At 60.7% G+C, this 26,380-nt stretch carries 24 protein-coding genes and 2 pseudogenes; 5 read left to right on the top strand and 21 right to left on the bottom strand.

The window, feature by feature from the left end; translation table 11 throughout:
• Positions 1 to 12: 12 nt before the first annotated feature.
• Positions 13 to 1,107: a hypothetical protein gene (locus ADU59_RS28420; protein WP_068959034.1), complete on the top strand. Its 1,095-nt coding sequence runs from the start codon at positions 13 to 15 to the stop codon at positions 1,105 to 1,107.
• Between the two features lie 3 nt (positions 1,108 to 1,110).
• Here ADU59_RS28420 and ADU59_RS28415 read toward each other — a convergent pair whose 3' ends face one another.
• The 6 genes from ADU59_RS28415 to ADU59_RS28390 form a co-directional block, all read right to left on the bottom strand.
• On the bottom strand, positions 1,111 to 2,301 hold the full coding sequence (locus ADU59_RS28415; RefSeq protein ID WP_068959032.1) for an MFS transporter: 1,191 nt from the start codon (positions 2,299 to 2,301) through the stop codon (positions 1,111 to 1,113).
• A gap of 139 nt (positions 2,302 to 2,440) precedes the next feature.
• On the bottom strand, positions 2,441 to 3,247 hold the full coding sequence (locus ADU59_RS28410; RefSeq protein WP_068959030.1) for an ABC transporter permease: 807 nt from the start codon (positions 3,245 to 3,247) through the stop codon (positions 2,441 to 2,443).
• 2 nt (positions 3,248 to 3,249) lie between these two features.
• Positions 3,250 to 4,116, bottom strand: coding sequence for an ABC transporter permease (locus ADU59_RS28405; RefSeq protein ID WP_244506536.1), 867 nt, complete (start codon positions 4,114 to 4,116; stop codon positions 3,250 to 3,252).
• Between the two features lie 3 nt (positions 4,117 to 4,119).
• On the bottom strand, positions 4,120 to 5,202 hold the full coding sequence (locus ADU59_RS28400) for an ABC transporter ATP-binding protein (RefSeq protein WP_068959028.1): 1,083 nt from the start codon (positions 5,200 to 5,202) through the stop codon (positions 4,120 to 4,122).
• 143 nt (positions 5,203 to 5,345) lie between these two features.
• Entirely contained in the window at positions 5,346 to 6,488 is a 1,143-nt protein-coding gene (locus ADU59_RS28395; protein ID WP_083198461.1) for an ABC transporter substrate-binding protein, read from the bottom strand.
• A 137-nt stretch (positions 6,489 to 6,625) separates the two neighbouring features.
• A complete protein-coding gene (locus ADU59_RS28390) occupies positions 6,626 to 7,957 on the bottom strand; it encodes an aspartate aminotransferase family protein (RefSeq protein ID WP_202970091.1) in 1,332 nt (443 codons plus the stop codon).
• 83 nt (positions 7,958 to 8,040) lie between these two features.
• Here ADU59_RS28390 and ADU59_RS28385 point away from each other — a divergent pair, with 83 nt between their 5' ends.
• A complete protein-coding gene (locus ADU59_RS28385) occupies positions 8,041 to 8,976 on the top strand; it encodes a LysR substrate-binding domain-containing protein (protein ID WP_068959024.1) in 936 nt (311 codons plus the stop codon).
• 760 nt (positions 8,977 to 9,736) lie between these two features.
• Here the strand turns inward: ADU59_RS28385 and ADU59_RS28375 are convergent.
• Both ADU59_RS28375 and ADU59_RS31510 read right to left on the bottom strand, forming a co-directional pair.
• The gene (locus tag ADU59_RS28375; protein WP_068959020.1) at positions 9,737 to 10,606 is read right to left on the bottom strand and encodes an alpha/beta hydrolase; all 870 of its coding nucleotides are present in this window, start codon (positions 10,604 to 10,606) and stop codon (positions 9,737 to 9,739) included.
• 322 nt (positions 10,607 to 10,928) lie between these two features.
• Positions 10,929 to 11,024: pseudogene (locus ADU59_RS31510) on the bottom strand (hypothetical protein); the annotation flags it as partial.
• A gap of 53 nt (positions 11,025 to 11,077) precedes the next feature.
• On the opposite strand from ADU59_RS31510, the pseudogene ADU59_RS31285 reads away from it, so the two are divergent.
• The 3 genes and pseudogenes from ADU59_RS31285 to ADU59_RS28360 form a co-directional block, all read left to right on the top strand.
• A pseudogene (locus ADU59_RS31285) lies at positions 11,078 to 11,233 on the top strand (GntR family transcriptional regulator); the annotation flags it as partial.
• A gap of 639 nt (positions 11,234 to 11,872) precedes the next feature.
• The gene (locus tag ADU59_RS28365) at positions 11,873 to 13,078 is read left to right on the top strand and encodes an acyl-CoA dehydrogenase family protein (RefSeq protein ID WP_202970090.1); all 1,206 of its coding nucleotides are present in this window, start codon (positions 11,873 to 11,875) and stop codon (positions 13,076 to 13,078) included.
• Between the two features lie 17 nt (positions 13,079 to 13,095).
• The gene (locus ADU59_RS28360; protein WP_202970089.1) at positions 13,096 to 13,665 is read left to right on the top strand and encodes a flavin reductase family protein; all 570 of its coding nucleotides are present in this window, start codon (positions 13,096 to 13,098) and stop codon (positions 13,663 to 13,665) included.
• A gap of 73 nt (positions 13,666 to 13,738) precedes the next feature.
• On the opposite strand, the gene ADU59_RS28355 is transcribed toward ADU59_RS28360, so the two are convergent.
• From ADU59_RS28355 to ADU59_RS28295, 13 genes are all read right to left on the bottom strand, one after another.
• On the bottom strand, positions 13,739 to 14,848 hold the full coding sequence (locus ADU59_RS28355) for a helix-turn-helix transcriptional regulator (protein WP_158515777.1): 1,110 nt from the start codon (positions 14,846 to 14,848) through the stop codon (positions 13,739 to 13,741).
• 192 nt (positions 14,849 to 15,040) lie between these two features.
• A complete protein-coding gene (locus ADU59_RS28350) occupies positions 15,041 to 15,793 on the bottom strand; it encodes a hypothetical protein (RefSeq protein WP_202970088.1) in 753 nt (250 codons plus the stop codon).
• A gap of 132 nt (positions 15,794 to 15,925) precedes the next feature.
• The gene (locus ADU59_RS28345) at positions 15,926 to 16,912 is read right to left on the bottom strand and encodes a SphA family protein (protein WP_068959014.1); all 987 of its coding nucleotides are present in this window, start codon (positions 16,910 to 16,912) and stop codon (positions 15,926 to 15,928) included.
• A gap of 116 nt (positions 16,913 to 17,028) precedes the next feature.
• Entirely contained in the window at positions 17,029 to 17,883 is an 855-nt protein-coding gene (locus tag ADU59_RS28340; RefSeq protein WP_068959011.1) for an alpha/beta fold hydrolase, read from the bottom strand.
• Between the two features lie 69 nt (positions 17,884 to 17,952).
• Positions 17,953 to 18,972: a VOC family protein gene (locus tag ADU59_RS28335; RefSeq protein ID WP_068959009.1), complete on the bottom strand. Its 1,020-nt coding sequence runs from the start codon at positions 18,970 to 18,972 to the stop codon at positions 17,953 to 17,955.
• A gap of 72 nt (positions 18,973 to 19,044) precedes the next feature.
• Complete coding sequence (dmpG, locus tag ADU59_RS28330; RefSeq protein WP_068959008.1) at positions 19,045 to 20,058, bottom strand: 4-hydroxy-2-oxovalerate aldolase; 1,014 nt, start codon at positions 20,056 to 20,058, stop codon at positions 19,045 to 19,047.
• Entirely contained in the window at positions 20,058 to 20,996 is a 939-nt protein-coding gene (locus ADU59_RS28325; RefSeq protein WP_068959006.1) for an acetaldehyde dehydrogenase (acetylating), read from the bottom strand. Before ADU59_RS28325 ends, dmpG begins: the two co-directional genes overlap by 1 nt.
• Positions 20,993 to 21,814 (bottom strand): 2-keto-4-pentenoate hydratase, encoded by an 822-nt coding sequence (locus ADU59_RS28320; protein ID WP_068959004.1) that lies wholly within the window; start codon positions 21,812 to 21,814, stop codon positions 20,993 to 20,995. Before ADU59_RS28320 ends, ADU59_RS28325 begins: the two co-directional genes overlap by 4 nt.
• A 365-nt stretch (positions 21,815 to 22,179) precedes the next feature.
• On the bottom strand, positions 22,180 to 22,449 hold the full coding sequence (locus ADU59_RS28315) for a cytochrome C oxidase subunit IV family protein (protein WP_068959002.1): 270 nt from the start codon (positions 22,447 to 22,449) through the stop codon (positions 22,180 to 22,182).
• 3 nt (positions 22,450 to 22,452) lie between these two features.
• Positions 22,453 to 23,052 carry a cytochrome c oxidase subunit 3 gene (locus tag ADU59_RS28310; RefSeq protein WP_068959053.1) on the bottom strand — a complete coding sequence of 200 codons (600 nt, stop codon included), beginning with the start codon at positions 23,050 to 23,052 and terminating at the stop codon, positions 22,453 to 22,455.
• Positions 23,053 to 23,352: 300 nt separating this feature from the next.
• The gene (locus ADU59_RS28305) at positions 23,353 to 23,868 is read right to left on the bottom strand and encodes a MarR family winged helix-turn-helix transcriptional regulator (protein WP_068959000.1); all 516 of its coding nucleotides are present in this window, start codon (positions 23,866 to 23,868) and stop codon (positions 23,353 to 23,355) included.
• A 41-nt stretch (positions 23,869 to 23,909) separates the two neighbouring features.
• Positions 23,910 to 24,521, bottom strand: coding sequence for an alpha/beta hydrolase (locus tag ADU59_RS28300; RefSeq protein ID WP_068958998.1), 612 nt, complete (start codon positions 24,519 to 24,521; stop codon positions 23,910 to 23,912).
• A 43-nt stretch (positions 24,522 to 24,564) separates the two neighbouring features.
• Positions 24,565 to 26,295 carry an FAD-binding protein gene (locus tag ADU59_RS28295; protein ID WP_083198458.1) on the bottom strand — a complete coding sequence of 577 codons (1,731 nt, stop codon included), beginning with the start codon at positions 26,293 to 26,295 and terminating at the stop codon, positions 24,565 to 24,567.
• Positions 26,296 to 26,380 lie beyond the last annotated feature (85 nt).

Below are 26,380 nucleotides of genomic sequence, written 5' to 3'. Positions count from 1 at the left end.
GAGACAGCAGCAATGGGTAACACCACGAACAGCTTTGTTCTGTCGGCAGACGGCATAGAGGTTACGCTCGATCTCGATGTCGGCCATATCTCGTCCTTCATCGTCAGGCGCTACGGGCGGACATTTTCCCCGTTCCACAGAGCGCCATGGATCGACGAGCCGCTCGATGCCTCTACTCCCCCTCACCTGCAAAGATTATCGATCGATTTCTTCTGCGCGCCGTTCGGGCAATCGGATGTCGAGTCGGCTCCCGCCCATGGCTGGTCGGCCAACGCTCCCTGGGTTTTGACGGACCTGGAAAGGCTGCCGAACGGGTCGCGCGCAACCTTCGTGCTGTCACGGACCATCATGTCCGCCACATTGACGAAGACGTGCACGGTCAAGGATGGCCACCCATTTCTGTATCAATCGCATCGGTTTGACGGTGGCATAGGCCGCTTGCCGGTCGCCTATCATGCGATGGTCGATCTGCCCCATGGTGGCATTCTGTCCGTCTCCCCCAAAATACGTGCCGAGACCATGCCCGACAGGCTGGAAACCGACGACATCAAAGGCAGATCCATCCTAGCTTACCCCGCTTCGTCAGATGATTTGAGGACGTTTCCGCGCGAGGATGGCGGCGTCTCGGATCTTCTGCGCTACCCTCTCGATGATCGTCACGTCGATCTCGTCATGCTTCACGAACAACCGTCGAATCCGTTGGGATGGGCCATTGCGGCGCGGCCGGTCGAACGCGACATGGCGATTGTCCTGAAACCACCGGGCGTTCTTCCCAGCACCGTGCTCTGGTACTCGAACGGCGGCCGGCACTACGCGCCCTGGAACGGCCGTCACCACGGCGTTCTGGGCATCGAAGAGGCAAGGACGTTTTTCGGTTACGGCCATAAAGCCTCGATTGCACCGAATGCGCTGTCGGGCTCGGGTATTGAGACATCGCTGTCTGTGGTGGAAACACGCGAGGTCAGAACCGTGATCGGTGCAGTCGAAATGCTTGCCGATGGCCTCGTTCGATCCATCACACCGGGCAATGACACGCTGCAGATAACAGGTGGAAAAGGCGAAACGATCGACATCCCTTTCGATACTGCATTTCTGTTTGAAGCATGAGGTTCATGCCCTTTGCTCGCCGCCTCCATCATCGCCTTTCGCCTGTTTGATGCCAAGGGCGCCGGTTGCCAGCAAGCTGACCGCGACAATCGGCAGGCAGGCGCCGAAGGCCCAGCGGATGCCGATATGTTCGGCGACAAAACCGAGAAGAGGCGGTGCGAGCAGGAAAAGCACGAAGGTGATCTGTGCAAGTGCCGCAACGTTGACAGCTGCGGAGCGATCGGTTCGCTGAGCGGCAGCGGACATGGCCAGCGGAAACAAGACACTGGTGCCAACGCCCATCAAGAAGAATCCCGCCAGTGCGAACACGGCGCCGGGTGCCAAGAGAACGGCCAGAACACCCGCCATGAGGATGCACAGCATGACGCGTGCGACTTTCACAGGCGAATACCGCTCAACGAAACCATCGGCAAAGAAGCGAAAGAACGCCTGGCTTCCGGCACCGGCTGCAGCCGCGAAGCCGGAGAGGAACGGCGACACGTCGAATTCCTTGCGCATGTAGATCGCCGACCAGTCTGCGCCTGCCCCTTCCAGCACCATGGCCGAAGCGCTGACGGTGACGAGGACGAGGATCCCGAAGGTCGGAAATGCGAAAAGCGGCGCCGCCTGCTCTTCATGCACTGTGACGCGGGGTGGTGCCGGCTGGATCGTCGATAGCAGAATGGCCGTGACTGCGCAGATCACCGGCACCATCAGGCACAGCTGCAGGGTCGGCGGCAGCCCGGTCTGGGCAAAACCGGCACTGACCAGGCCGGCTGTAAAGAAACCGAAACTCCAGAAGGCATGGCAACGGTTCATGATGCGCCGGCCGACGAGGTTTTCAACGCGGTCGGCCTCGAGATTCAGCACAAGCTCGAGCATTCCCATATTCAGGCCGACAGGGACAAGAAGAACAAAAAACAGCAGCGGACTGGATGCGCTGCTCGCCAGCGCGAACAGAACCGACAGCGCCGGTATAAACGTGAGGATAATCATGCGCGCGTCGAATTTCGCTGCAAAGCGTCCGCCGAAGGTCAAGGATAGCAGCGTTCCCGCCGCTATGCCGATAAGCGCGCCGCCCAAAGCCCCCTCGCCGACAGCCATGTTCTTCTGGATATCGGGCAGGCGAGGATAAAGAGATCCGATACAGGCCGCATAGGTGAAGAAGGCGGCAAAGATTTGTTGCTGAGGTGGCAACGCAAGCGCAAATCGCATGAAATAGGCCTTCCGGATGCTGGCAACGCAACACCCGCAAGCAGCGGCCGTTGCGAAGTAAAAAGGCTTTCGCCTGTCTGAAAAGGAAGGGCCACCGCAGCATTTGGTGCTGCAGTGGCCCTGTTTGCCGATAGGATTTTCAAGCTACCCCATTCTTGCGCGACCGGATCATCAGGTAAAGCCCGAGGATGGCAGCGAAGACGGCGATATTGATGATCGAGGACAGGGCGTAGAGTTCCGGCTTGACCCCGTAACGCAGCGCACCCCAGGCGACCGACGGCATGGTCGGTGTCGCCCCCAGCAGATAGAACGAGATATCGAGACCGTTGAGCGACAGAACGAAGGCGACGATCAGGCTGCCGAGAATGCCGGACCATGTCAGCGGCAGCATCACTTCGATGAAGGCCCGGAACGGAGAGGCACCGCAGACGATAGCTGCCTCGTTCATCCGCCAGTCGTATTTGTAGAGCATGGCGGCCATGATCAGAAAGCTGAAGCTGAAGCAGTGGACCGAATTGGCGATGATCGCGCTCACCATGTTTCCCTGCAGTCCGAACACCAGATAGTAGAGCGACATGCTGGAAATGCCGAGCAGGATTTCCGAAACGAACAGCGGGCCGGCGAAGAAGACGGCGTAGAACAGCGTCCGCTTTCCGCCGAAGCGCAGCACGCCGACCGTGGCGAGGAAGCCGAGCACCGTGGACAGGATCGACGTACAGGCTGCAATGATCAGGCTGTTGACGAAGGCGCTCTGGTAGACCGAATTGGTGTAGAGCCGCACATAGCTGCCGGTGTTGAATTCCGGCGGATACGGGAAGTTCGGATGGCTTGAGAGCGAGGCGAACAGGATGTGCAGGATCGGCATGTAGAGGAAACAATAGGCGACAACCAGCACGCTCCCCATCGCCCATTTACCGAGATTTTCCTTGAAGACAATCATATCCATAATCAACGCCCCAATCCGGTAAAGCCCGTGCGGCGCAGGTTGACACCGAGGCTGAGGATGGCCAGTGCCGCCACCGAAAACAACACGAGCACGACACCCATAGCGGCTCCCAGCGCCCAGGTTCCGGACTCGCCGAACTGCTGCGCCATCGACATGCCGTAAAGCGTGCCATTCGGGCCACCGAGGAACCGCGGCACCAGCGATGCCGAAAGCGTCGGGATGAAGCAGAGCAGGAAGCCGACGATCGTGCCGGACAGATTGAGCGGCCAGATGATTTCGAGGAACACCCGGATCCGCCCGGCCCCGCAGGCGCTGGCAGCACTGGCGAGCCGCAGGTCGAAATTCAGCAGCGACAGGTAGATCGTCGTCACGACCATCGGCAGATACAGATAGACGAAGGCAATGAAGGAGGCAGTGTTGGAATACATGATGAAGCGCAGGGGTGCTGCGCCCATTTTTAAAAGCGCCCCATTGACCAGACCCGCCGGCCCGAGCATGCCCTGCAGCGCGATGAGACGGAGCACCTCGCCGGAGAGGAACGGCACCGCGAGCAGAAGCGAGAAGATCAGCTTATAGCGGCCACCGTAGCGCACGATGAAGAACGCGATCGGCCAGGAAACCACCACGAGGAAAACCGAGACGCAGATCGCCATGATCAAAGAGCGGATGAAGAAGGTGATATAGGCCGTCTCCGTCGCCAGCGTCACGTAATTGAGCGTCGTCCATTCCCGGACGATCTTGTAATTTTCGGTCTGCCAGAAGCTCAGGATGACCAGCGCGATTAGCGGCAGGACAAAGAACAGGATCAGGAACGCCGCCGGAATATGCAGGAACATGCGTTTGTTGATGGCATTGTCTGTGTCGGACATGGATCAGCCCTCCGCCGCAAAGACGTGGCACTGTGCCGGATCCCACGACAGTGAGACCCGGTCGCCGATCGACAGATGATCCTTGCGCTTGGGCTGCACCGCGATGATGCGGGTCTTGTTGGCCGTTTCCAGAATATATTCGACGAAGGGGCCACGCAGCACCACGTCGGCAACTGAGCAGGGAATGCCCGTCGATTTCTCTGTCCAAGGCGACAGCTCGAACCGCTCATTCTTCACGAAGACATCAACGCGTCCGTCCGCCCCCATCCCGTCGACGGGTTGATGGGCGAAGGTATAGTCGTGTGCCTTGATGGTGATGTTGCCGCTTGAACGGTCGAAAACACCATCGAACCGGGTCGAACGGCCGACAAAACGGGCGACGAAAGGTGTTGTCGGGTGATCGTAGATCGCCTGCCGTTCGCCGAGCGCTTCCAGCCGGCCCTTGTGGATCACGGCGACGCGGTCGCTCATGCTGAGCGCCTCTTCCTGATTGTGGGTGACATAGATGAAGGGAATGCCGAGCTGTTTCTGATAGCGGCGGATTTCGACCTCCATCTCCTGGCGCAGTTCGCGGTCGAGATTGGCAAGAGGCTCGTCGAGCAGAAGCAGTGTCGGATTGGCAACCAGGCCGCGGCCGAGCGCGACGCGCTGCTGCTGGCCGCCGGACAACTGATTGGGGTAGCGGTCCATCAGTCCACCCAGCGACAGGATGCCTTCGGCCCATTCGAGTCGTTCGACGATCTTCTCCGGCGTTTCCCTGGTCATGCGAAGGGGGAAAGCAAGGTTTTCACGCACCGTGCGATGCGGAAACAGGAGGAACTCCTGGAACACCATACCGATACCGCGCTTGTGCGGCGGCAGATTGGTGACGTCCTCTCCTTTTATGAAGATCTTGCCCGAAGACGGGCGATCGAGCCCGGCGATCAGGCGCAGCAGCGTACTTTTTCCAGAGCCGCTGGGGCCGAGTATGGCGATGAATTCGTGCTTGTCGATGTCGATGCTGAGGTCGTGCAGGGCACGCACCTGGCCATACTGGCGCGAGACGGCGTCGATGCGGATATAGGGTGCGGTTTTGGTCGGACTCATGAATGCTCACCTTGTGAAAGCCGGGCGGCACGGCAGGAGAGTGGTCGCTCTCCTGCCCGATGCGTTCAGGACTTACAATTTCCAATTGGAACGGATGTCAGGCGGCCTGAACAACGAGTATCAGGCGGCCTGAACAACGAGTATCAGGCGGCCTGAACATTCGACCAGATACGTTCCCATTTTTCAGGTGAGGACGGCTGATCGAACATGAAGAGGCCGGCAATCTCGCTGGAGCGATCCATGAGGTAGAGTTTGCGCTCTTCTTCCGACGACACCGAACGCAGATCGATCGTGGTCGAGCAGCCGGCCACCTCGCCGATCCGCTTCATCACAGTCGACGAAATCATCGTATCGATGAAACTGTTGCAGATATCGAGCCGCTCGCCATCGGCAACACCGGAGGTGACCAACCAGGTATCCACCCAGCCAAGGCCGCCCTCCTTCATCTTGAGCGTATGACGGAAGTCGCCTTTCGGATTGCCGTCCTTTGACGTCAGCAACTGTCGGAACACCTGGGCAAATTCGGTCGCTGCAACAACGGCGCCGCTCTGGAGCAGCTGGAAGAGCGTCGGGTTGTCCTGATAGCGGGTCAGCAGCAGGGCTTTCTGTTCGGTCAGGAGCTTCTGAACGCCATCCAGTTCTTCATCGGTGAGCACATAGGGGTTGAACGGCTTGCCGTCCGGGCGAGGCTTGTCGCGCGTTCCCATGCGGTCGGTGACGAGCAGGGCGGCCAACGCGATGTTCTCTTCAAAACGGGCGCTGGTCGAGAGCCGGCCGGCATAATCGGGATTGAACAGGCATTCGATGGTTTGCGTTTTTTCAGGTGCGACGTTGGCTGCGTCATAGGTGATGCCATAGGCGCCCCAGCAGAACGGAAAGCCGATCTTGCCGCCCGATTTTGCATCGGTCAGCACCTTGAAGGTCTCGGGCTGGAACTCCGGCAGGTAGTTGGCAGCACCGGGAACCGCAGCATAGTCGACGGTGCGGATCAGGCCCTCGTTGAAATAGAGCTGCGGCCAGAAGCCATCGGCCTGTACGAGGTCGAACTCCTTGGCGCCACCGACCCGCAGCTTGTTATAGGCTTCGGAATTGCCGTCAAAGAAGGTCGCGACGAACTTGACGTTGTGTTTTTCCTCGAAGGCCGTGACCACATCGGGCAGCACATAGGCTTCCCACATCAGGGCACGGATCGTTTGTGGCGCCGCCCAGGACGGGCGGACGAACGGCATGGAGAGAGCGGCAGCCGCCCCCGTTTTCAAAACAGTTCTTCTCGTCAGCTTTTGCATTTTTTATTCCCCTTTTTTGGTTGTCACTATGCCCACTTTTCGTGGTTCTGGAATGCCTAGGTCTGTGAATATCCTTGTCTTTTGAAAGCAATCGGCCCGGGCGTATTGCCGCCCGAGCATGCTGCGTCCGCCGTCGCTCAGGCGATGCCGTCGGCCTCGATCGAGCCCAGCACGTCATCGAGAACGTCGAGGGCGCGGGACATGTCCTCGTGCGTGCAGTCGAGCGGCGGCTTGACCTTGATGAGATTGCCAAGGCCTGCATAACGGCTCTCGCCGAACAGCACGCCCTTCTCGACACCGCGACGGTAGACTTCGGATGCCGCCTTCGGCGCCGGTTCCTTCGTCTGCTTGTCCTTGACGAGCTCGATGGAGACGAAAAGGCCCGGCCCGCGAATGTCGCCGATCAGCTTGCGGCGTTCCGACATTTCGACAAGGCGTTGGGTCGCATAGTCGCCGAGCTTGCGGGCATTGTCGCAAAGCTTGTCCGCGATGATCGCATCGACGGTTGCCACGGCTGCCGCCATGGCGACAGGGAACTGGCCGAAGGTTAGGGCATCCTCACCGGAATTGAAGCCGTTGAGCTTTTCGCTGGCCATGATGCCGGCCAGCGGGAAGCCGCCGCCGATGCCCTTGCCGAAGGTCATGATGTCGGGAACGATGCCGTAGAGATCGGCCGCAAACATCGCACCGGTGCGGCCGAAGCAGCTCTGGATTTCGTCCCAGATCAGGATGATACCGTGACGGTCGCAAATGTCGCGCACACCCTTGTGGAAGGACAGCGGCAAGACGATGTGCCCGCCATTGCCCATGATCGGCTCCAGCATGATCGCGGCGACGCCGCCGTCGACGCTCTTGAGGATCGTTTCCTCGAGCAGGTGCAGGCAAAGCTGCGATTCCGCTTCGATATCCATACCGAGGCGCGGACGATAGGGATCGGGATGGGGCACGCGCGTGAAGCGTGGCTGGATCGGCAGGAAAGGATTGTTGGGATGCGGCCAGCTTGCGGCCATCGTGGTGATCGAACGGCCATGGTAGGCGTCCTGCAGCACGATCAGGTTCTGGGCGCCGGGCCTGTTCTTGAAAGCGAGCTTGATCGCCATCTCGACGGCAAGGCTGCCATGCAGGCAGTAGCCGATCCGGTTGAGGTCACCCGGAGAAATCTCACGCAATTTCGACGTCAGCTGCAGAAGCGGAACTGTGTTGAAGTTCGGCCGCGCATGGGTAATTTCGCGAAGCTGGGCAATAGCTGCCTCGACGACGCGGTCATCATTGGCGCCAAGACTGTTGGACCAGGCTTGCGACGTGCAATCCAGATACTCACGGCCCTTGTCATCCCAGACGGACGACCCCTTGGCGCGTACCAGCGTGATCTTGCTCGTATCGCCGTCCAGCGGATCGTGAATGAGAGATTTCTTGCCGCGCTCGAGCACTGAATCGGCGGCGATCGCCGCTGTCTGACTGATGTTCACTTGCCTACCTCCGTCGTTGGATATGCCGCGATTATTCATCAAAGTTCATTGACAACAAGGACGATTCCCTGAAGGATTAATTCATGGCGCTTATGAATATTCAGTTCCGGCACATCAGGGCTTTCGTCGCTGTTGCGAAAGAAAAGAGCTTCGCGCGGGCATCGGCCAAGCTCAACGTGTCGCAGCCCGCACTCTCGCAGACGATCATACAGTTCGAGGAAAATATCGGCTTTCCGGTGTTCGAGCGGACCACGCGCAACGTCAGCCTGACGAAGCCCGGAGAGCTTCTTCTCGAAAAGGCGCTGACCCTGAGCCGCCATATCGACGGATTCCACAACGAGATTCATCAGCTGCAACAATCGGTGCACAACGAACTGCGTGTCGGTTACCTGATCGGCACCGCAGTCGAATTCATTCCGGCAATTGTCCGGGAATTCAAACGCCGCCGTCCGGAAGCTACTCTGCATCTAACGGAATTCGATTTTACGGATTCCAGCGCGGGGCTCGCATCCGGCCAGGTGGACTGCGGCATCATTCGACCGCCGATCGACGTCAGGGATATCCAGATTGTCGAGCTGACGCGTGAGCAGTGTGTGGCTTGCCTTCCAACCGGACATCGGCTCAGCGACAAGGAAAGCGTTGTGCTGGAAGACATTCTTGATGAGCCATTCGTTGCCGCTCCAACGCGTGGCCCGTGGCGCGACTACTGGCTGGCCAACGACCATCGGATCGACCGGCCGGCGAATGTGGTGTTCGAGGCTGCGACGGTGGAATCCGAGCTGCAGGCGGTTGCAACGGAAAAAGGCATCAGCATAACAGCCGACAGTACCGCGAAATTCTATGCGCGGCCTGGCGTTGTTTTCAAACCAATCATCGACATGCCATTTTGCTCCATCGCGATAGGTTACCGCGACACCTCAAACAGACTTGTAAGGGATTTCATTTCCGTCGTTCAAAACATATCCGAAGCGCAGCCTGTTACCGGCCTATCGCACGGAACGGGTACCAAGGCCCCATGAGATCAGCGCTGGCCGACAGGATTTAAACGCCCCCGTCAGAGGGGGAGCGCGGTATTATTTGAGAATCGCGCAAACAGGACTTCTTGATAAAATAGTCCTTTATTTCGGAAAACAGGCCAAGGATCATAGGGGAAGCAAAACCCAGATATCGGATATTATTCATCTGTTTATCCCTACTGCATCGGAAACGACCAACTCAACCGAAGAGTGCAAACGGCGCCGAGCAGATGACCCAATCCTTGTCCCTGCCGGCATGGAAATTATGAACGGACCTCCTTCGACAACAATGACGAGTTTTGAATGGATTAATTTGTATCACTTATGAATTTATTGCGTGTCATCCGACTGGAACCGTATTGCCGGATATCATTCCCGTTTCTGTCAGCAACTTGACGAAGCGTCGTGACGATCTCTTTTGCCCCGTGTCCTGTCGCTGCCATTTCAATGTTCTTCTTCGGCTCGTGAGCCGTGACTTCAAAAAGGATCATTTTTCAGGGGGCAGACCAGTCAGATCAATGCAATTACTCAAACATGAGAAGACTTTTCAATTTAAAATCCAGAATTTGTGAGCGTCCTGTGATCGGTGAATCGAACTGAGATAGTCTCCCTGTTAAATTCGAAATCAGCACACGGAGGACGCGTCAGGCACCGCGGAAGTCGACGAATTTGCAGTTGTCGGATGACCACGAGCAGCCCGTAACAGGGTACTCAATCTTTGATAGCGCCAGATAAAACCAACCCCACTTCAGGGTGTACCTGGTCAGCGCCCGACGGCGAACGCAATACTGATCGCGCGGTTAACCGCTGCGGCAAGGACGGACATGTGGGTCTCACCGGCGTAAAGCTCGAATTGTGCCCGTAACCCGTCATCAGAACCATCCAAGCGCTGCGCCATTTCACGGGCCAGCAGGACAGTTTGCTCCAGCTGTCTTTTCTCCAGGCGTGCGGTGGCGTCCTGGTTCCGGTACTGAAACGGCGCAAGCTGATCGCCCTCGTATTCGCCGGCTGACAGATGCAGGAAGGGCGCGTTGCCGGGAGCCTCACGACGGCGAGCCTCGTTCTTGAGAATTTCATGGCCCTCCCAGTAGATGCTTGGACTGGCCGCAATCCAATTGGCAAACAGGCCGGGTCGTTCGAACAGGGCGTAGAGGGTAAAAAGGCCGCCGAAGGAATGCCCGAAAAGCGTTCTGCGCGAAGCGTCCAAAGCCGTCATCTCCGCGATCCGCGACAGAAGCTCATTTTCGATGAAGTCGAGCAGCTCGCCGGTCCCGCCAATGACAACCGGGGGCCCCCCCTCAAAGAACGGCGGATAGGACTTGACCGGCGGAGGCCCCAAATCCCAGGATCGACGGAGTGCATCATAGGGCGCGTCGGAGGGATAGCCGATCGCTGCGATCACACCCCAGCCAACATTCGTTCCTGCAGGGTAAGGCGCCTGCGTAACAAGACTGGCAACAGCGAAAGGAAAAGTAGCGTTGCCATCGGTCAAGATGAGCAGCGGCCATCCCCCTGCCGGCGCTGGCTCCGCTGGAATGGAAAGAAAGATGCGATATGGCTCGCCGCCCGCGGCAGGAGCCAGGTCGACAAAGCACGTTCCGGGTATTGAATAGGCGCTGGTGCGGTCGATCACGTAAACCTCATTGACATTCGGACGGGAGCCAGATGACTACGGGACCTCCCACAATCAAGGCAAGCAGGCTCGCGGGCATCTCTTACGGGAACCACAGGTTTCGGCCAAGCCAGTTGGTAAACAACGCTGCACTGATGATCGGCGGTGTCGCACGGTAAAGTCCAGACGCGCAACACACGCGACCCAATGAGCCCGCCGGAGTTTAAGTATCCGACGGCAGTGAACTGCCCCCTCTTTATGGCAATGTGCTTGCCAGTCAATCGTTGCTTGCGAAGACCGACGACGCGCTCGACCAGAGTGCCGCCGTCTGCCGGGGACTGGTTCAGGGTCGTGATGAACGGCCCGCCATGTCGTCGTGTCCCGCCGTTTTGAACCGTGCGATCCAGCACGACCCGATCTTCGGAGAAACGCGATAGGCGCGGGCGGCTTGTGTTTAAGATAACCGGCCACTGGTCACCGCCAAAGCTATTTCTTCTCGACGCCATCAGGGACAAGAACTTGGATCTGGCGGATGAACTCGCCCACGCCCGCACCCGGCAGTTTCAAGACAATTTCATACGCGAAAACTATACGGCGGACGTCGCGCTAGGACCACTGCGGGGAGCGGAGCGAGATCATGACGATTAGAAGCATCGGATTCGCCGGGGCGGGCGCCATTGCAGACAACCGTGATCCGTGGCCTTCTCGTCAAGCCGACTTAGCCGCACAGGTTCATGTCTCGTCCAGGAACGCTGAAACTGCTGTAAGGCTGCAGCCGCCTTCGGCGCCTGCAGCTTGCCGCGATAACCAGTCCGTGCTCGACCACGTTCGACTGGTAACGAAGCAAACTAGACGACCGTGACGACGGCATGCCCATCGCCACGGCGGACGGAGCCTTCAAGCGCGCTGTCGTCCCAGATTATGACCTCCCAATACCGCTTCCTGCCGTCTGCAGTATCGTATGCACCACATACGATGTCACATTGAGTTGCGCGCACCGTATTCATGGCATCGTAATGATGTTCAGGCGACAATCGTAATGGATCTCCATTCAGCCATGGCCTCGATGCGATGCAGAGGCGCCCGCTCGTCATAATCCTTCCCCTATAGCCATTTTCGCAGAGTATTCGCTCCCGACGAGACCCGCTCTTAGCCAGGTGGGTAATGTGCCGCCCCTCGCGATACGTCACGATAACCCCCGCAACTGACGGCGGTGGCCACGGATCTTGGGCCGCTGCCACCGCAGAAGCAGGGCGAGAAGAACCAAAGCAATCTGGGAGTGAACATATGGGATACGAGGGAGGAAAGCTGATGGCGCAGAGCGTTGCCGATCGAATTAACGAGGCCGGCCCCGAGCTGGCGGAACTGGCCTGGCAGAACGAGCGGCTGGGCAAGTTGAGCGACAGATCCGCGCAGATCATCCGTGAGGCGGGCGTGATGCGCATATTGCAGCCCTGCGAACATGGCGGACTGGGCGGCACCCCCGCCGACTTCCTGGAAGCCGTGATGACCGTGGCGCGCCATGACGGTTCTGCGGGCTGGGTCTGTGGCGTGGTCGGCGTCCACCCCTGGGAAGTCGCGCTGTTCGACCCGAAACTGGGGCATGATATCTGGGGGCAAGATCAGGAAACCTGGATCGCCTCCCCCTACACGCCGACCGGAATTGCCGAGCCCGTCGAGGGCGGCTACAGGCTGACGGGACGGTGGCAATTTTCCTCGGGTACCGACCATTCCGATTGGGTTTTCCTCGGCGCACTGCTCGGAGACGGCAAGGGCAGGCCCGCCATGCCACCCCGGGCGATGCACCTCATTCTGCCGAGGCCGGATTACAGCATCATCGACGACTCCTGGGATGTCATCGGCCTTCTGGGAACCGGCAGCAAGGATGTTGCCGTCAACGGCGCCTTCGTGCCGGCCTATCGCGCCATCTTTCATGAAGACGTCGCCTCCGGCGCCGCCGCGCAAAAGGCTGGGCTCAGCAACCCCATCTACAAGCTGCCCTTCTCGGTCATCTTCCCCGTCGGCATTACCGGGGCGATCATTGGCATGGCCGAAGGCGCATTGGCCGCTCACGGCGCCTATCAGCGGGATCGTGTCTCGGCCGCCGGTGCCAAGGTCCGCGACGACCCCTACGCGGCCTATTTCACCGGCGAGGCCGCGTCCGAAATCCATGCCTCGCGGGTGCAGCTTCTGAGCGGCATCAACTGGGCCTACGATCAGGTCACCTCCGGCAGGGAAATCACATTCGAGGACCGTTCCCGGATCCGGCGCAACCAGATCCGTTGCGCATGGCGTGCCGTGGCCGCGATCGACACGATCTATGCACGCTCTGGCGGCAATGCCAGCCGGCGCACCAATCCGATCCAGCGCTTCTGGCGGGATGCCCATGTCGGGCTGAACCACTTCATCCACGTGCCGGGGCCAACCTACCACGCCAATGCGATGACCCAGTATGGGTTGGAGCCGCCAGAGCCGTTGCGCATGGGCATCTGACAATGGGATCGCTTTCGATGACGCAGGACAACAAGAAAAGCGACGGAATGGCCGCTGCCGCTGAGCCTTCACCCATCGACGCGCGCCACTTCCGGACTGTTCTGGGAAGCTTCCCGACCGGAGTGGTGGCCATTACCTGCGTGGAGGCGAGCACCACCCCGGTCGCCATGATCGTCGGGTCATTCACCTCCGTGTCGCTGGAACCGCCGCTCGTCTCCTTTCTGGCCGACCGTTCGTCGTCGACGCAGGCGCGGATCCGGGCCAGGGGGCGATTCTGCGCTAATGTGCTGGCTGCCGATCAGGAGCGGCTTTGCAGAACGCTCGCAGCCAGGGGTACGGACAAGTTCGACGGCATCACCTGGGAACAGTCGCCTCTGGGCAATCCCATCCTTCCCGGCATCGTGTCGTGGATCGACTGCATGGTCGATGATGTGATCGAGATCGGCGATCACTATCTCATCGTTGGCCGGGTGCACGCGTTGCATACCGTGACGGACAAGACACCGCTCCTGTTCCTGCGCGGCGCTTACGGTGATTACTTCTCGAACGCAGCCCTTGTCCTCGACCGGCTGATGGATTGGCCGTAAGCGAAGCGGCAAAAGCCGGCCCGAACCATCGGGCCGGCTTTTGGGTCTCCGCCGCCGCGGAACGGCACTTGCCTTATGTGTTCTCTTTCTCGATCTGCAGCAGCTTCAGCAGTTCGACCTGCGAATGCGTTCCAGTCTTGGCATAGATTGCCTTGAGATGGGCGCGTACCGAATTGATCTGAAGACGCAGTTCCGTCGCCATGTGGCGGGAAGTCTTGCCATCCAGCAGCATACCGGCGACGCCAGTCTCCGCCTGTGTCAGCCCGTAGGTTTTGCGCAGCCTGTCCGCAAGCAGGCCTTTCGGCCGGGAACTGTCGGTTACCAGCAGCACGACCTTGCTTTCGTGCGAACCTTCCCAGTCGAAGGCCATCGGCGCCGGATAGGCGATGATGCTGCCGCACCGTTCTGTTGACGTGTCGCCGTAGAACAGGCGACCGGAAACACCGCTTTTCTTGGTGCGGTTGACCATGCCGGACAATTCGGGCAGCCGGATCTCGGAGCCCGGCGCCAGCTTTCCCTGATCCATCCGCAGCACGCTTCCCGCATGCAGCATCTCGTTCATGCTGCCGTTGGCGTGTTCAATCCGCCCGTCTTCCGTCAAAAGCGCGACACCGATCCCCTTCTGATCCAGACTGCGAATAATGTTGGCGGCCGTGTTCGTGGCGAGCATCAGGGTGCCGGCGATCTCGAAGCACAGCAGGAGATCGTCGCGAAGGTAGGCCAGCAGTTCCTGCTCGATCGGCCCGAGCTGCGGTTTCCTTGGCTGGCTGGCATGCACGAGCACCTTGGCCGTGCGGATGCCGAGCAGCATGCAGACACCCCCGCCGAGGTCCAGATGCTCACGGTAGCGCGAATAGAACTCCGTGTTCCTGAACTTGTCGTCTATCAGTGTTCCGTCAATCCGGAATACCTCTCCCGGCGGTGCCGTCTGCCAAAATGATCGCAGCGGATTGATGTACTGATATTTCTCGAGGTAATCTTTCCAGGCCTCGAGATTGGATCCGACACTGCCACTCTCGACCGCCAGGCCGGACGGCGCCAAAACGGTCAGGCCGGCGATCTGGGTATCGAGCAGATTGGCGATCGATCTCGACCAGTTTTCCAGTGGTTCAGGCTGCAGGGCCGCACGATACAATTCGAGCGTAACATCCCGCAGACGCTGTCTAGGCTCCAGATATCCCACCCGTTCCTCCTCCTCGCAACAAAACTCCCCCGAAAAGCAATATGGATCGACCATCGGCCCATCGAGATGCGGCCCCAACGCATATCGATATCATGATCGGTCGTTTGCGAAACGCAAGCGGCAAAAAGGCCGCCCTGACACGGGCGGCCCTATGATCATAGGCGTGCGACGCTTCCGGGCCGCGCAAAAGCCTCATGCCGCCGCTTGCAGCGCAGCAGCCTCTTCCGCCTCTTCGGATTTGACCGCACGCAGCAGGCCGACGATCATCATGATCTTCCAGACCGGGAATGTGCATGCCGGAATCCACAGCGCGAAAAGGCCGTTCCAGGCCAGCGGGCCGTCATGAAAGGCGTAGACGAAGATGCCCGGTGCGAAGAGCAGCGCCATGAAAAGATTCGCATAGCCGAACCAGCGCGGAAACACCGGCTTTTCCCGCCGGTCAGCAAGTGCAGCGATGCCGATCGACACCAGGTTGAGCGAGAAGATGAAGGCGACACCGACAAGGGTCAGGAAGAACTGATCGCTGATCAGCAGCAACAGTTCGGGGTTGCGCTCCGGCCGGAAGGTCCCGGTAGCGAGAGCCGACATCGGATAGACCCATCCCGTCGGAGCGATGACCCCTGTGGTCAGCTGAACCAAGGATAGAAGTCCGAGTTCACCTTCGATGCGCTTGATCTGCAAAGTGGTGATGACGGCGAAGAAATAGAAGAACGGCGCGAAGAACGCCATCATGATCACGCTCCAGATAATCCGCGTCCGGTTCTCGGTGAAAAACGCGGTGATCTCCGTGGTTCCCCAGCTCGGGTCCGGAGGCGGAAACAGCTTGCCCAGGAAAAAGAAGGCAACGGTGCTGGCGATCAGGACGATCACCCCGCACCAGACCGAAAAGCGATAGAGCCGGTATTTCAGCGCCGGGTCCAGCCCGGCATGCGTGTTCTTTGCCATGTTCATTCTCCTCCGTAGTGGCCGTTCCCCCATCGTCGAAACGTGCCTGTTTTCATTCCGCATGCGTTCAAGCAGCGACAATCGTGTCTTCTGGCGGCCAGCACCGGGGCACCGATGCCGGCCGGTCGGGCTTTAAAATTTCGTGCTGAATCGAACGAACACCCCCGTCGACTTGGCGACGTTGCGGCCATAGACGCTCTGGATGCCCTTGATCGTGATGTTGGCAGGACGATCGCCCATGGTGAAATCGCGCGAGATGATCGGTCCAAGTCCGATGACTTCCGAGCGATTGCCGTTGTTGGGGTGAACGATCCCGTCTATCCTGTCGTCCCCGAGCTGGGCGTACATGAGCCCGGCCAGACCGTATTGCCATTGGCCTTTCATCATGACGGCAGCCCAGTCGAGGCTCACCACGGAGCCGGTCTGATACTGCGTGTCCTTGTTCTCGGTATACATGTGGTAGAACAGGCGGCCGTTGAGCTGCACCGCATCGCCGAAGATCTCCGGCAGAGGGCTCGGAGCCGTATAGGTGAGCGCGATGTTGGGAGAAAAACCCCAGAAGTTCGCGCTGTTGTTGATCACATTGTCCTTGCTGTAGTTCCCGGTCGGAACGGTCAAACCCAGACCGACGAGAACAGCCGTGCCAAAAGGCCTCTGAATATCGCTCTTGGACTGGCTGAGGGCGGCAGCGCTTGGAAAATACCGACTCCACATCAGCACGTCGGAATAGATGTCCTTGACGCCGCTGGAGCAGTTCTTCTTGTATGGGTCCACGCCGAAGCAGAGCCGTTCGTATCCCGTGAAAAACGTCGATGCCAGCTGGCCACCGTAGAATGTGCCCGGATAGGAATAGAGCACCCCGATACCACCGAGCGTATCATTCCCTCTCGAACTCAGCTCGTTGCCGTGGTCGTCATAGTAATCGGAAAAGCCGACCGTGGCGCCGATGGCGGTTATCCACAACCCTTCCGGGGGCAGGAATGCCGCATTGATATCGGTTCCTCCGATCGGTCCCGTTGCAGCGATCGATTCCGCGGCCTGCACCGCCGCCGCTTGCAGTCCGATCGCAATGACGAGAGCCCCGCATAGCGCTCCAGGCGAAAGTTTTGTCCCAAGCATTCCGTATTCCCTCCCCTTGTATCGAACGGAGCGCCCCCATGGGCGATCCGTTTGTGGCATGTGTCGGCGGCCGTTCCGGCAAGCGCCTCCTCGCGCATGCCGGAACGGAAAAGGTGTCAACGCGTGTGGAATTCGGCCGATACGCGTTCGAAATCCGATTTGCGCTCGATCTGTACCCAGTGGCCGCAGCGCGAGAAGCTGTGCAGCTCGACCTGGGGCAGCAGGCGGTTGGCCAAATGGGCGTGATCGTAGGGCAGCATCCGGTCGTCGCGCCCCCACAGCAGCAATGTCGGCGTCTTGATCGTGCCCGACCGGGTCCATAACGGCGCCACGCCCCGGCGCAGCGCGGGGTTGAACATCGCCCCGAAGATTGCCTTCATCCGGGGGATGACGCCCTCGGCCAGCGCGTTCTTCATCCGCTCGTCGATCAGCGCGTCGGTGATCAGGCGATGGTCGTAAACCATGGTCTTGACCCAGCCGATCATGCGGTCGCGCGTCGGATCGTCGAGGAACTCGAAAAGGCGTAAGAAGCCTTCGCTGGGATCCGTGCCGAAAATGCCGACCGACAGGCCGCCCGAGCCGATCAGCGCCATCCGGCGTACCCGTTCGGGATGCAGCACCGCCAGTTCAGCCACCACGGCACCGCCCATGGAATTGCCCGTGAACAGGGCCGAGCCGATCTCCAGATGATCCATCAGCAGGGCGATCCAGCGCGCCGCCAGCGTGGCATAATAGTCGTCGAGCTCCGGAAGCCCGGACGCGCCGAACCCGGGCATATCGGGCATGATGGTCCGGAAACGCCGAGCGAACACCGGCAGGTTGTGCCGGAAGTTCGACCAGGCGCTGACCCCCGGCCCCGAGCCGTGCAACAGGATCAGCGGTTCGCCTTCGCCGGCCTCATGCCAGGACAGGGTGACGCCGCCGATTTCAACGGTCTTGCGCGTATTCTCGTAGGTATAGTCGATCGTCATTGGTGTCTTTCCTCCCCAAGGGCCGGATCGCGGCGGGTTGATCCCGGCGCGATCCGGCAAGGCGCCTCATCAGGCCGCCGCAGCACGGCGGCTGGGCAGGACCAGCCCCGCCGATGGCGTCGTCGTGACATAGGGGCTGGTCTGCGGGTCGACATTGGGCAGGTCGCCGTACCAGGTCATGCCGTAGGGGCTGTTGATCTTCCATTCCAGCGCCTGCCAATCGGGCTCGAAGAATTCGCGGCCGCCGGAATAAAGCTCGATCCGGTGGTTGGAGCCGGGATCGCGGACATAAAGATACATCGCCTGGCCGATGCCGTGCTTGCCGGGGCCCGCGTCGATCTGGATATCCAGATCGCGCAGCTGGTCGGCTGCCGTCAGAATGTCGTGGAAGTTCTCGATCGAGAACGCGACATGATGGAACTGGGCGTCCTGCCCGTTCGGCGAGGCGCCGATGGCGATGTCATGCAGTTTCGAGTTCACCGACATCCACGACGCGACGATGAAATTCGGATCCTGCGGCAAGGTCAGGAATTCCCGCCGCTTGAACCCCAGCCGCTCGCGCAGCCAGCCTTCGGCCTGAACGATGGTGGCAGCACCGGTCATGATGTTGAGGTGGTCGAGACGGCGCACGCCGAACCCGCGACGGCGGGCGCTGTTTCCCAGCAGATGGGAGCGCAGCCCATCGGCCGCCTTCGGTTTGTCGATGTCGTAATAGAGCTCGATCGGATGGCCGCCACCGGGCAGCAGAAAGCGGATCGCCTCGCCGCGTCCCGTCTCGGTGCCGGCGGGGATCACCTTCACCTCTACGCCTTCGGCGGTGAACTGTTCGTGGAAAAGCTCCACGTCCTGCGGCCGCGCGACGCGGAAGCTGTAGGTGTTGATGACCGCCTCGTCCTGCTGGGTCAGCACCAGCGAGTGATGATCGAATTCCTGATAGCCGCGCAGATAGGCGACGCCGTCGCCCTCGGCGGTCACTTCCATGCCGAACAGGTCGCGGAAAAACCACAACGAGCGTTCGAGGTTCGGTGTGCCGATATTGATGCCGCCGGCATGGGCAATGCGCGGGCCCGGATCGTAGGTGTGAATCATGTTGGTCTCCTCCTGGTATGGTATGGTTCGATGCGGATGCGGCGGTGCGCATCCATGAAAGGGTTTTGAAACTTAGTGGGATCGGCGGCCGAGGTTCAGGGCGATGTCCGTCAGCATGTCTTCCTGCCCGCCGACCAGCTTGCGCCGCCCGGCTTCGATCAGGATGTCGCGGGCATCCACGCCATAGGTGGTGGCCGCGTTTTCGGCATGACGCAGGAAACTGCCGTAGACGCCGGCATAGCCAATGGTCAGGGTCTGGCGATCCACGCGGACGGGACGGTCCTGCAATGGCCGGACCAGATCGTCGGCTGCATCCTCCAGTTCGAAAAGATCGCAGCCGGTTTCCCAGCCCAGTAGATTGGCCACCGCGACGAACGGCTCGATCGGTGTGTTCCCGGCCGCGGCTCCATGCCCGGCCAGCGATGCATCGATCCGCCAGGCGCCTTCCTCGATTGCCGCGACCGAATTCGCCACGGATAGCGAAAGGTTTTCGTGGCAATGGATGCCGATCTGGGTTTCCGGCTTCAGCACGTCCCTATAGGCACGCACGCGGTCGCGGACCCCTTGCGTCGTCAGCCGCCCGGCAGAATCGGTGATATAGACGCAATGCGCACCGTAGGATTCCATCAGCTGCGCCTGTCTGGCCAGTTGGGCGGGCTCGCCCATATGCGCCATCATCAGGAACCCCGAGACGTCCATGCCGAGATTGCGGGCCTCCGCGATGTGCTGGGCGGCAACATCGGCCTCGGTGCAATGGGTGGCGACGCGGACGGAACGGACCCCCAGCTCATAGGCGCGGCGCAACTCGCTGATGGTGCCGACACCCGGCAGCAGCAGCGTGGTGATGACAGCACGTTCCGCAGCCCCGACGGCGGCCTCGATCCATTCCCAGTCCGTGTTCGAACCGGCGCCGTAGTTGAGGCTGTTGCCGGCCAGACCGTCGCCGTGACTGACCTCGATCGCGGCAACGCCGGCCTTGTCGAGCGCCCGCACGATCTGGCCCAGCTTTTTCGGATCAAGGCGGTGGCGCAGCGCATGCATGCCATCGCGCAGGGTCACGTCCTGCACATACAGTTTCTTGGTCATCAGGCCACCTCTTTCGCGCGCACGGCTATCTGTTCGGCCACGCGCATGGCGGCCGAGGTCATGATGTCGAGATTGCCGGCATAGGCGGGCAGGTAATGCGCAGCCCCCTCGACCTCGAGGAAGATCGTCACCTTGGTATCGACCGGCCCCGAGCCCTTCGGCAGCAAGGTGGCAACCTCGGCCGGATCGACCGGAGTGAACTGCACGTCCTGCACCAGCCGGTAGCCCGGCACATAGACAGCAACCTCGGCTGCCATGTTTTCGACGGACGCGCGGATATTCTCGGGGTCCGCACCGCCGACCAGGCAGTAGACCGTATCGCGCATGATCAGCGGCGGTTCGGCCGGATTGAGGATGATGATCGCCTTGCCGCGTTTCGCGCCGCCAACCTGTTCGATGGCATGTGCGGTCGTCTCGGTGAATTCATCGATGTTCGCCCGCGTTCCCGGTCCGGCCGATTTCGAGGATACCGAGGCGACGATCTCGGCATAGGGCACCTCGGTGACGCGCGACACCGCCGCCACCATGGGGATCGTCGCCTGCCCGCCGCAGGTCACCATGTTGATATTGGCAGCGCCCAGATGCGCGCCGAGATTCACCGGCGGAATGACGAAGGGGCCGATGGCCGCGGGCGTCAGGTCGATCAGCCGCAGGCCATAGGGTTGCAGCCGCTTGGCATTGGCGACATGGGCCGAAGCGCTGGTCGCGTCCATCACGATGCGGACATCCTTGAATTCCGGCATGGCGATCAGTCCCTCGACGCCACCCGCCGTCGTCGCGACACCCAGCCGGGCCGCCCGCGCCAGACCGTCCGAGGCAGGGTCGATCCCCACCATCGCCACCATGCGCAGGTTCTCGGAGTGCCGCAGGATCTTGATCATCAGATCCGTGCCAATATTCCCCGAGCCGATAATCGCGACACCGATGCGATCCGTCATTGTTCTCCTCCTTCTTTTTCTGAAAACCGGGCTTTTTCTGAAAACCGGGCGGTGATCGTTCCCAATGGCTCGATCTTCGCCTCGAAGACATCGCCGGGACGGACCGGAACCATCGGCCCGAGCGCACCCGACAGCACGATATCGCCGGCGCGCAGCGGCAGGCCGATCTCGATTGCGGTGCGGGCAAGCCAGGCCAGCGCATTCAGGGGATCGTCCAGGCAATCCCGGCCAGTCCCGTGCGAAACCACCTCGCCATTTCGCAGCATGGTCATCACCACATCCGCTGGCTGGACAGCATCGAGCGCGACGCCCTTAGCGCCGATCACGAACACCCCCGACGAGGCATTGTCCGCCACCGTATCGGTGATGCCGATGCGCCAGTCGGCGATCCGGCTGTCGACGATCTCCAGCGCCGGAAACGCCAGCGCCACAGCATCGCGCACGGCAACCGGATCGGACGCATCCGGAATGTCCCGGGCGAGCAGGAAAGCCACCTCGGCTTCCGCCTTGGGCTGCAACAGGCGTGAAAACGGAACCTCCGCGCCATCCGCAAACTGCATGTCGTCAAACAGCACGCCGAAATCGGGACGGTTCACGCCGATCTGCGCCTGCACCGCGCGAGATGTCAGGCCGATCTTGCGGCCGACAAGCCGTGCCCCGCCGGCGATCCGCCGTTCCGTGATCCGCTTCTGCACCTCATAGGCGGCATCGATATCGCTGGCACCGAGCAGATCGGCGATGGGCTCGCATGGCACACCGCTGGCGCTTGCCCGCTCCAACCGCTCGACGGCGGCGGACAGATTTTCAAGGGCGATCATCAATTGCCGAACCCCTTCGCGCCGGACCGCATTTCAGAGCAGATGCTCCGCAAGACATGTCCGGCCGCGTTCAAATCGCACATCATTGGTTTTCCTCCTTGAATGCCGGACCTCCCGATCCGGTTAGTAAAGACTTCAACAGGCCTGCCCCGCGCGGCAAACACGCGGGATACGATCCGGGCGCCCGGTGGCCCGCAGCGTCGGTCCGTTCCCGCACCATGGGTGATCGCAGCGACGTGTGCATTACCCACCTGGACAACATCGGCAGCTCGTTTTGATACCGCGATGTGATTGGAGAAACCGGAGTGAACGCCCACAGTGCACGAGCGTAAACCGCGAGACGCGCCCAGCCCGACAGAGCGAAATCATAGGAAGACGTAGAGCCCGGCGAGCGTGCTCAGGAGCACGGCGCAATAGGCCTCGAAGACGGCGAGCATCGCCACGGGTGCATGGCGCAGTTCCATGAAATCCAGCCCGACGAACCGGACTTTGACCACGGCAAAGGCGAGCACGATGACGGCAATCGGCGTGCTGCCCTCGCCTTCGATATTCAGGATCGGCCCCAGGATCGACAGGGTGACGAGGACCGCCCAGGTGACCGCCACGCGGAAGGGAACAAGGTCTTTCAGAGCCACGGCTTACCCCAGCAGATAAAGAAGCGGGAAAATGACCATCCAGAGAAGGTCGACGAGATGCCAGTAACAGGCGCAGGACTGGAGCGTGGAGAGATTCCGGCTTGTTATCTCCCCCGGCTGCCGCGCCTTGGCGATCATGATGCCAAGCGTGCCGAAACCGATCAGAACATGCATCAGGTGAAGGCCGGTGAGGATAAAGAAATAGGTGAAGTAGTGGTTCGACCCCGGACCGTTCCCCGCGGAAATCAAGTGTGTGTACTCGACACATTTGAGGGTCACGAATGTCGCGCCGCAGAACAGCGCGGCCCAGAGCGCCCGCACCGCGATCGCCTTTGCGCCCGCGCGCGCCGCATTCACCGCCATCACCACGAGCAGCGAGCTGGTCAGAAGGATGATCGTGTTGACGAGACCGAGCGTCAGCCCGAAAGACTGCCGCGAGGCCTGGAAAAGCAGGGGATCGCGGGCGCGTTCCACCAGGTAGGAGGCAAAGAAGACAAGGAAGATGGCCATATCGCCGAAGAGGAAGACCCAAAGTCCGGACTCGCCGGGGATTTCCCTCTGCCGGAGCATGCTCCTTGATGGGCGCACGGAGATATCAGACATCGGCATCCCCCCGTCCGGGGCAATTCCCCAACCATGCCATCATCGGCTGCGGCCGGTGGACGACGCAGATCACTCGCTCGATCATTCCTTCATTCCTCCCGATTGCCAGCCTGCGGCAGGGCCACCGGTTATGCATTGCCCACATGGGCAACGGTTTTGAGATTTTTCAGGAAATCGGAAGTCGCATGTTCGCCGGCAGACTGCGAAAAACGCGGCTCCGGTGAGAGCCCTGTTCTGCGGTAAAGCCATGCGTGGGAACGATGAAAAACGGCGATGGAAGTGTGGGGTCGGGTCCCGGCCCTAAAGCCAGCTTGCGCGGCCGTTCACGCCGGCTGCACGCTCGGCATTTGCCCTGATCTTGCCGAGGCCGGACAGGATGGCGCGCTCTTCTTCCTCGGAAAGTCCGTCGAGAAGCGTTTCGAACAGGGGTGGGCCGCCGGACACGATCGCATCGAAGACAGGGGCGACACCCTCGAGCAGGAAGACGCGCAGGAGCCGCTGATCGCCTTCGTCGGGCCGACGTTCGATCCAGCCCTTGGCCTCGAGGCGGTCGAGCAGCTTTCCAGCCGCCGATCGGCCCATCTGCATGACGCGGGCCAGATCCGACTGGCTCTGCCCTTCGTTCAGCATGATGTGCATGATCGCCCACCACTGCGCCCGGGTCAGATTGTGAGGCTCCATCACCTTGTCGAAATGCGTGCTGATCAGCCGCGACAGCTCATGGATCGTGTACAGCAGATCGCCGTGCCGGAGCTGCTCCGCATTCGGATTCAGGCGGGCGGCGAAATTCGAGTTGGTGCTGCTGCGGTCTGTCATGTCTTTGGCGTTTATCAATCTTCGCTCTTCTGGTGCGGCCTCTAGTCTTCCACAAACACCCCGCCCTGGCCACCCCTCGCTTCGGATGATTGCCTGCTCTCGCACACCGACACGGCAAGACCGGGCGCGATGCGCGTAAGCTCCGCGGCCGTGACGCCATCGTCTCTGGATAGCACCACGGTCAGCCCGGTCACGTCGCCGATCTGCACGGGCATGCGGGCAAAATTCCGCGGGAAGAACGCGTTCATGGCCACGACGTGGCCGATCATGTCGGGACGCAGCAAGGCCAGCAACAACGCCACCGTGCCGCCCTCACCGTCGCCAAGCAGGCTCAGGCGCGAATACCCGTCAATGTCCCTCACATCATCGAGCAGCCGGTCGAGCTGATAGAGTGCGTCGCCGAGCGTGGAGAGTTCCGGCTGGTGCAGCGGACCGATGAACCAGAAATTGCCCTTGGGCGGAACGAGGCTGCCGCGCGTCTGGGTCCGGGCGCTGCGCACGGAAATGCGGCGCGTACCCGGCGTCAGCTGCGCCTCGCACAGCTGACGCGCGGCGGCCAGATCACCGTGGCGATCGTGAAGGATCAGCCACGGCTCTCCCGTCTCCGGTCCGTCGAATGCGATATGCAGAAGGCTGCAGCGTTTCGCTGTCATGATGCTCTCTCTCGCATGTCAAACCGGCACCTCGCCCCAATGGTCAACTGCGCTGCGCCGCATGCTCTCCCGCGATAAAGCCGAAGGTAATGGCAAGCCCCAATGTTCCCCCCGCCCCCCAATAGGACTGCCCCGAAGGCGAGGCGCCCGCATTGCCGGCGACATACAGCCCCTCGATCGGCTGATCGCGGGTGTCGAGCACCCGGGAATGCTCGTCGTAGACAGCGCCGCCTTTGGTATCGAGCGTGCCGGCGGCAAGCACGATGGCGTAATAGGGGCCCTTGTCGGAGAGCGGATGAAGCCAGGGGTTCGGCCCCTTGACCTCGAAACCCTGCGCCGGAGCGAAGTATCGGTCGATCGGCGCCTCCCCGCGCAGGAAGTCCGTATCCTTGCCGGTCTCGGCAAAACCCTTGAACCGCTCGATCGTTTCTTTCAGGCCGTCGAGGAAGTGATCGTCCAGCCGGAAATGACCGATCCTGTCCTCATACGAAGCAAGTTTTTCATCGATCTTTTTGGCCAGCTCCTCCAACGTGTCGGCGGTGATGATGTAGGGCGGCACGAATTCGCCGGGCGGCGGGATCATGACGCCGCCGAAGCCGCGCGCGTGTTCGTCGAAGATCATGAATTGCAGGCGATTGACATATTCGCCCCGCGCCGGATCCCAGACTAGGTGCGAGCGCGTGCGCTCATTGTAGGTGGTCTTCTCGTTGCAGGTGCGGCGGCCGAATTTGTTGACCATCACCATGCTGTCTCCGCCCAGAAAGAACACGCCGAAGGGAACGCTGTTGAACTCCAGCACCTCATCCAGCACCTCCTGCTGCAGCCAGGCTTCGTTCATATTGCCGAGCTGCGCGCCGAGATCGATGGCGATCTTGACGAAATCGCCCTGGTTGGTCGGCACCGCGCAGCCGCCCAGAACCGGGATGCGCAGATAGGTCTCGCGCATGTCGGGATTCTGGGTAAATCCGCCGGAGCCGAAGATCACACCCTTGCGCGCGCGGATGCTCAGCTCTTTGCCGTCAAAGGTTCTCGCCACCACGCCAAGCACCTTGCGGTTTTCGTCCACCACGACCTTGATGACGGCGGTTTCCAGCGCGATCGTGGCGCCATGGCCTTCGATGAAGGTCTGCAACTGGCCGACGAGGTCCGATCCATAGCCGGGTTCGCCTTTGGCATCGGTTGGATGCACCGAGCGGCCGAGCGGTGCCTTGTTTTCGGGAAGGTTGGCGTAATAGTCCGGGATCGGTGTGGCACCATAGGTGGGGTAGCGCACGGATTTCAGCGCTCCGATGTCCGACAGTGTCTGGATCACCGTGCTGCCGCGATCGTACAGCACCTCCATCAGGCGGTGGTTGCGGTCCGTCATGCCGAAGGTCGGACTGTCGGGACGGTAGAGATGCGGAAAGGCGCAGCGCGCCATGTAGCGCAGGGCATCCTCCTTGGGGTCTGCGATGCCGTCGGCAACCATGAACGGATTGTTGGGGATCCAGTAGACGCCGCCCGATTTGATCGTCGTGCCCCCCACCAGTTCGGCCTTCTCCAGCACCTTGACGCTGGCGCCGCCGTGAACGGCGGCGGCCGCTGCCGCCAGCGCCGCTCCGCCGGAACCGACAACGACCACGTCATATTCCTCATTCCACGCCTGCGCGTTCGCGTCGGTGACGACAGAAGCGCCGATCACGGCCCCCGCTGTCGCCATCGTCGCCGCTTTCATGAAATTACGCCGCGAGACGTGAGACGTCGTCTCCGGCTGTTCGGATAGAGTTGATTTCATAGACTATTCCTCCCTGTAAGCGCTCTCCCCCTCAGGCATTGCTGAGGACGCTCCAGACGGCGGGGATATCCCGTCGTCTGGCCAT

This window comes from Pararhizobium polonicum (assembly GCF_001687365.1).
Lineage (GTDB): Bacteria > Pseudomonadota > Alphaproteobacteria > Rhizobiales > Rhizobiaceae > Pararhizobium > Pararhizobium polonicum.
Note: the sequence above shows the minus strand (reverse complement) of the source record. Positions and strands in the feature narration are given on the sequence as shown.

Bases quoted from the DNA above. Each gene is read 5' to 3' on its own strand.
- ADU59_RS28310 (WP_068959053.1), bottom strand. From the start codon at position 23,052: ATGTCTGATATCTCCGTGCGCCCATCAAGGAGCATGCTCCGGCAGAGG.
- ADU59_RS28350 (WP_202970088.1), bottom strand. From the start codon at position 15,793: ATGGCAAAGAACACGCATGCCGGGCTGGACCCGGCGCTGAAATACCGG.
- ADU59_RS28320 (WP_068959004.1), bottom strand. From the start codon at position 21,814: ATGATCGCCCTTGAAAATCTGTCCGCCGCCGTCGAGCGGTTGGAGCGG.
- ADU59_RS28345 (WP_068959014.1), bottom strand. From the start codon at position 16,912: ATGCTTGGGACAAAACTTTCGCCTGGAGCGCTATGCGGGGCTCTCGTC.
- ADU59_RS28385 (WP_068959024.1), top strand. From the start codon at position 8,041: ATGGCGCTTATGAATATTCAGTTCCGGCACATCAGGGCTTTCGTCGCT.
- ADU59_RS28295 (WP_083198458.1), bottom strand. From the start codon at position 26,295: ATGAAATCAACTCTATCCGAACAGCCGGAGACGACGTCTCACGTCTCG.
- ADU59_RS28325 (WP_068959006.1), bottom strand. From the start codon at position 20,996: ATGACGGATCGCATCGGTGTCGCGATTATCGGCTCGGGGAATATTGGC.
- ADU59_RS28300 (WP_068958998.1), bottom strand. From the start codon at position 24,521: ATGACAGCGAAACGCTGCAGCCTTCTGCATATCGCATTCGACGGACCG.
- dmpG (WP_068959008.1), bottom strand. From the start codon at position 20,058: ATGACCAAGAAACTGTATGTGCAGGACGTGACCCTGCGCGATGGCATG.
- ADU59_RS28365 (WP_202970090.1), top strand. From the start codon at position 11,873: ATGGGATACGAGGGAGGAAAGCTGATGGCGCAGAGCGTTGCCGATCGA.
- ADU59_RS28360 (WP_202970089.1), top strand. From the start codon at position 13,096: ATGACGCAGGACAACAAGAAAAGCGACGGAATGGCCGCTGCCGCTGAG.
- ADU59_RS28420 (WP_068959034.1), top strand. From the start codon at position 13: ATGGGTAACACCACGAACAGCTTTGTTCTGTCGGCAGACGGCATAGAG.
- ADU59_RS28395 (WP_083198461.1), bottom strand. From the start codon at position 6,488: ATGCAAAAGCTGACGAGAAGAACTGTTTTGAAAACGGGGGCGGCTGCC.
- ADU59_RS28400 (WP_068959028.1), bottom strand. From the start codon at position 5,202: ATGAGTCCGACCAAAACCGCACCCTATATCCGCATCGACGCCGTCTCG.
- ADU59_RS28410 (WP_068959030.1), bottom strand. From the start codon at position 3,247: ATGGATATGATTGTCTTCAAGGAAAATCTCGGTAAATGGGCGATGGGG.
- ADU59_RS28405 (WP_244506536.1), bottom strand. From the start codon at position 4,116: ATGTCCGACACAGACAATGCCATCAACAAACGCATGTTCCTGCATATT.
- ADU59_RS28415 (WP_068959032.1), bottom strand. From the start codon at position 2,301: ATGCGATTTGCGCTTGCGTTGCCACCTCAGCAACAAATCTTTGCCGCC.
- ADU59_RS28335 (WP_068959009.1), bottom strand. From the start codon at position 18,972: ATGATTCACACCTACGATCCGGGCCCGCGCATTGCCCATGCCGGCGGC.
- ADU59_RS28305 (WP_068959000.1), bottom strand. From the start codon at position 23,868: ATGACAGACCGCAGCAGCACCAACTCGAATTTCGCCGCCCGCCTGAAT.
- ADU59_RS28340 (WP_068959011.1), bottom strand. From the start codon at position 17,883: ATGACGATCGACTATACCTACGAGAATACGCGCAAGACCGTTGAAATC.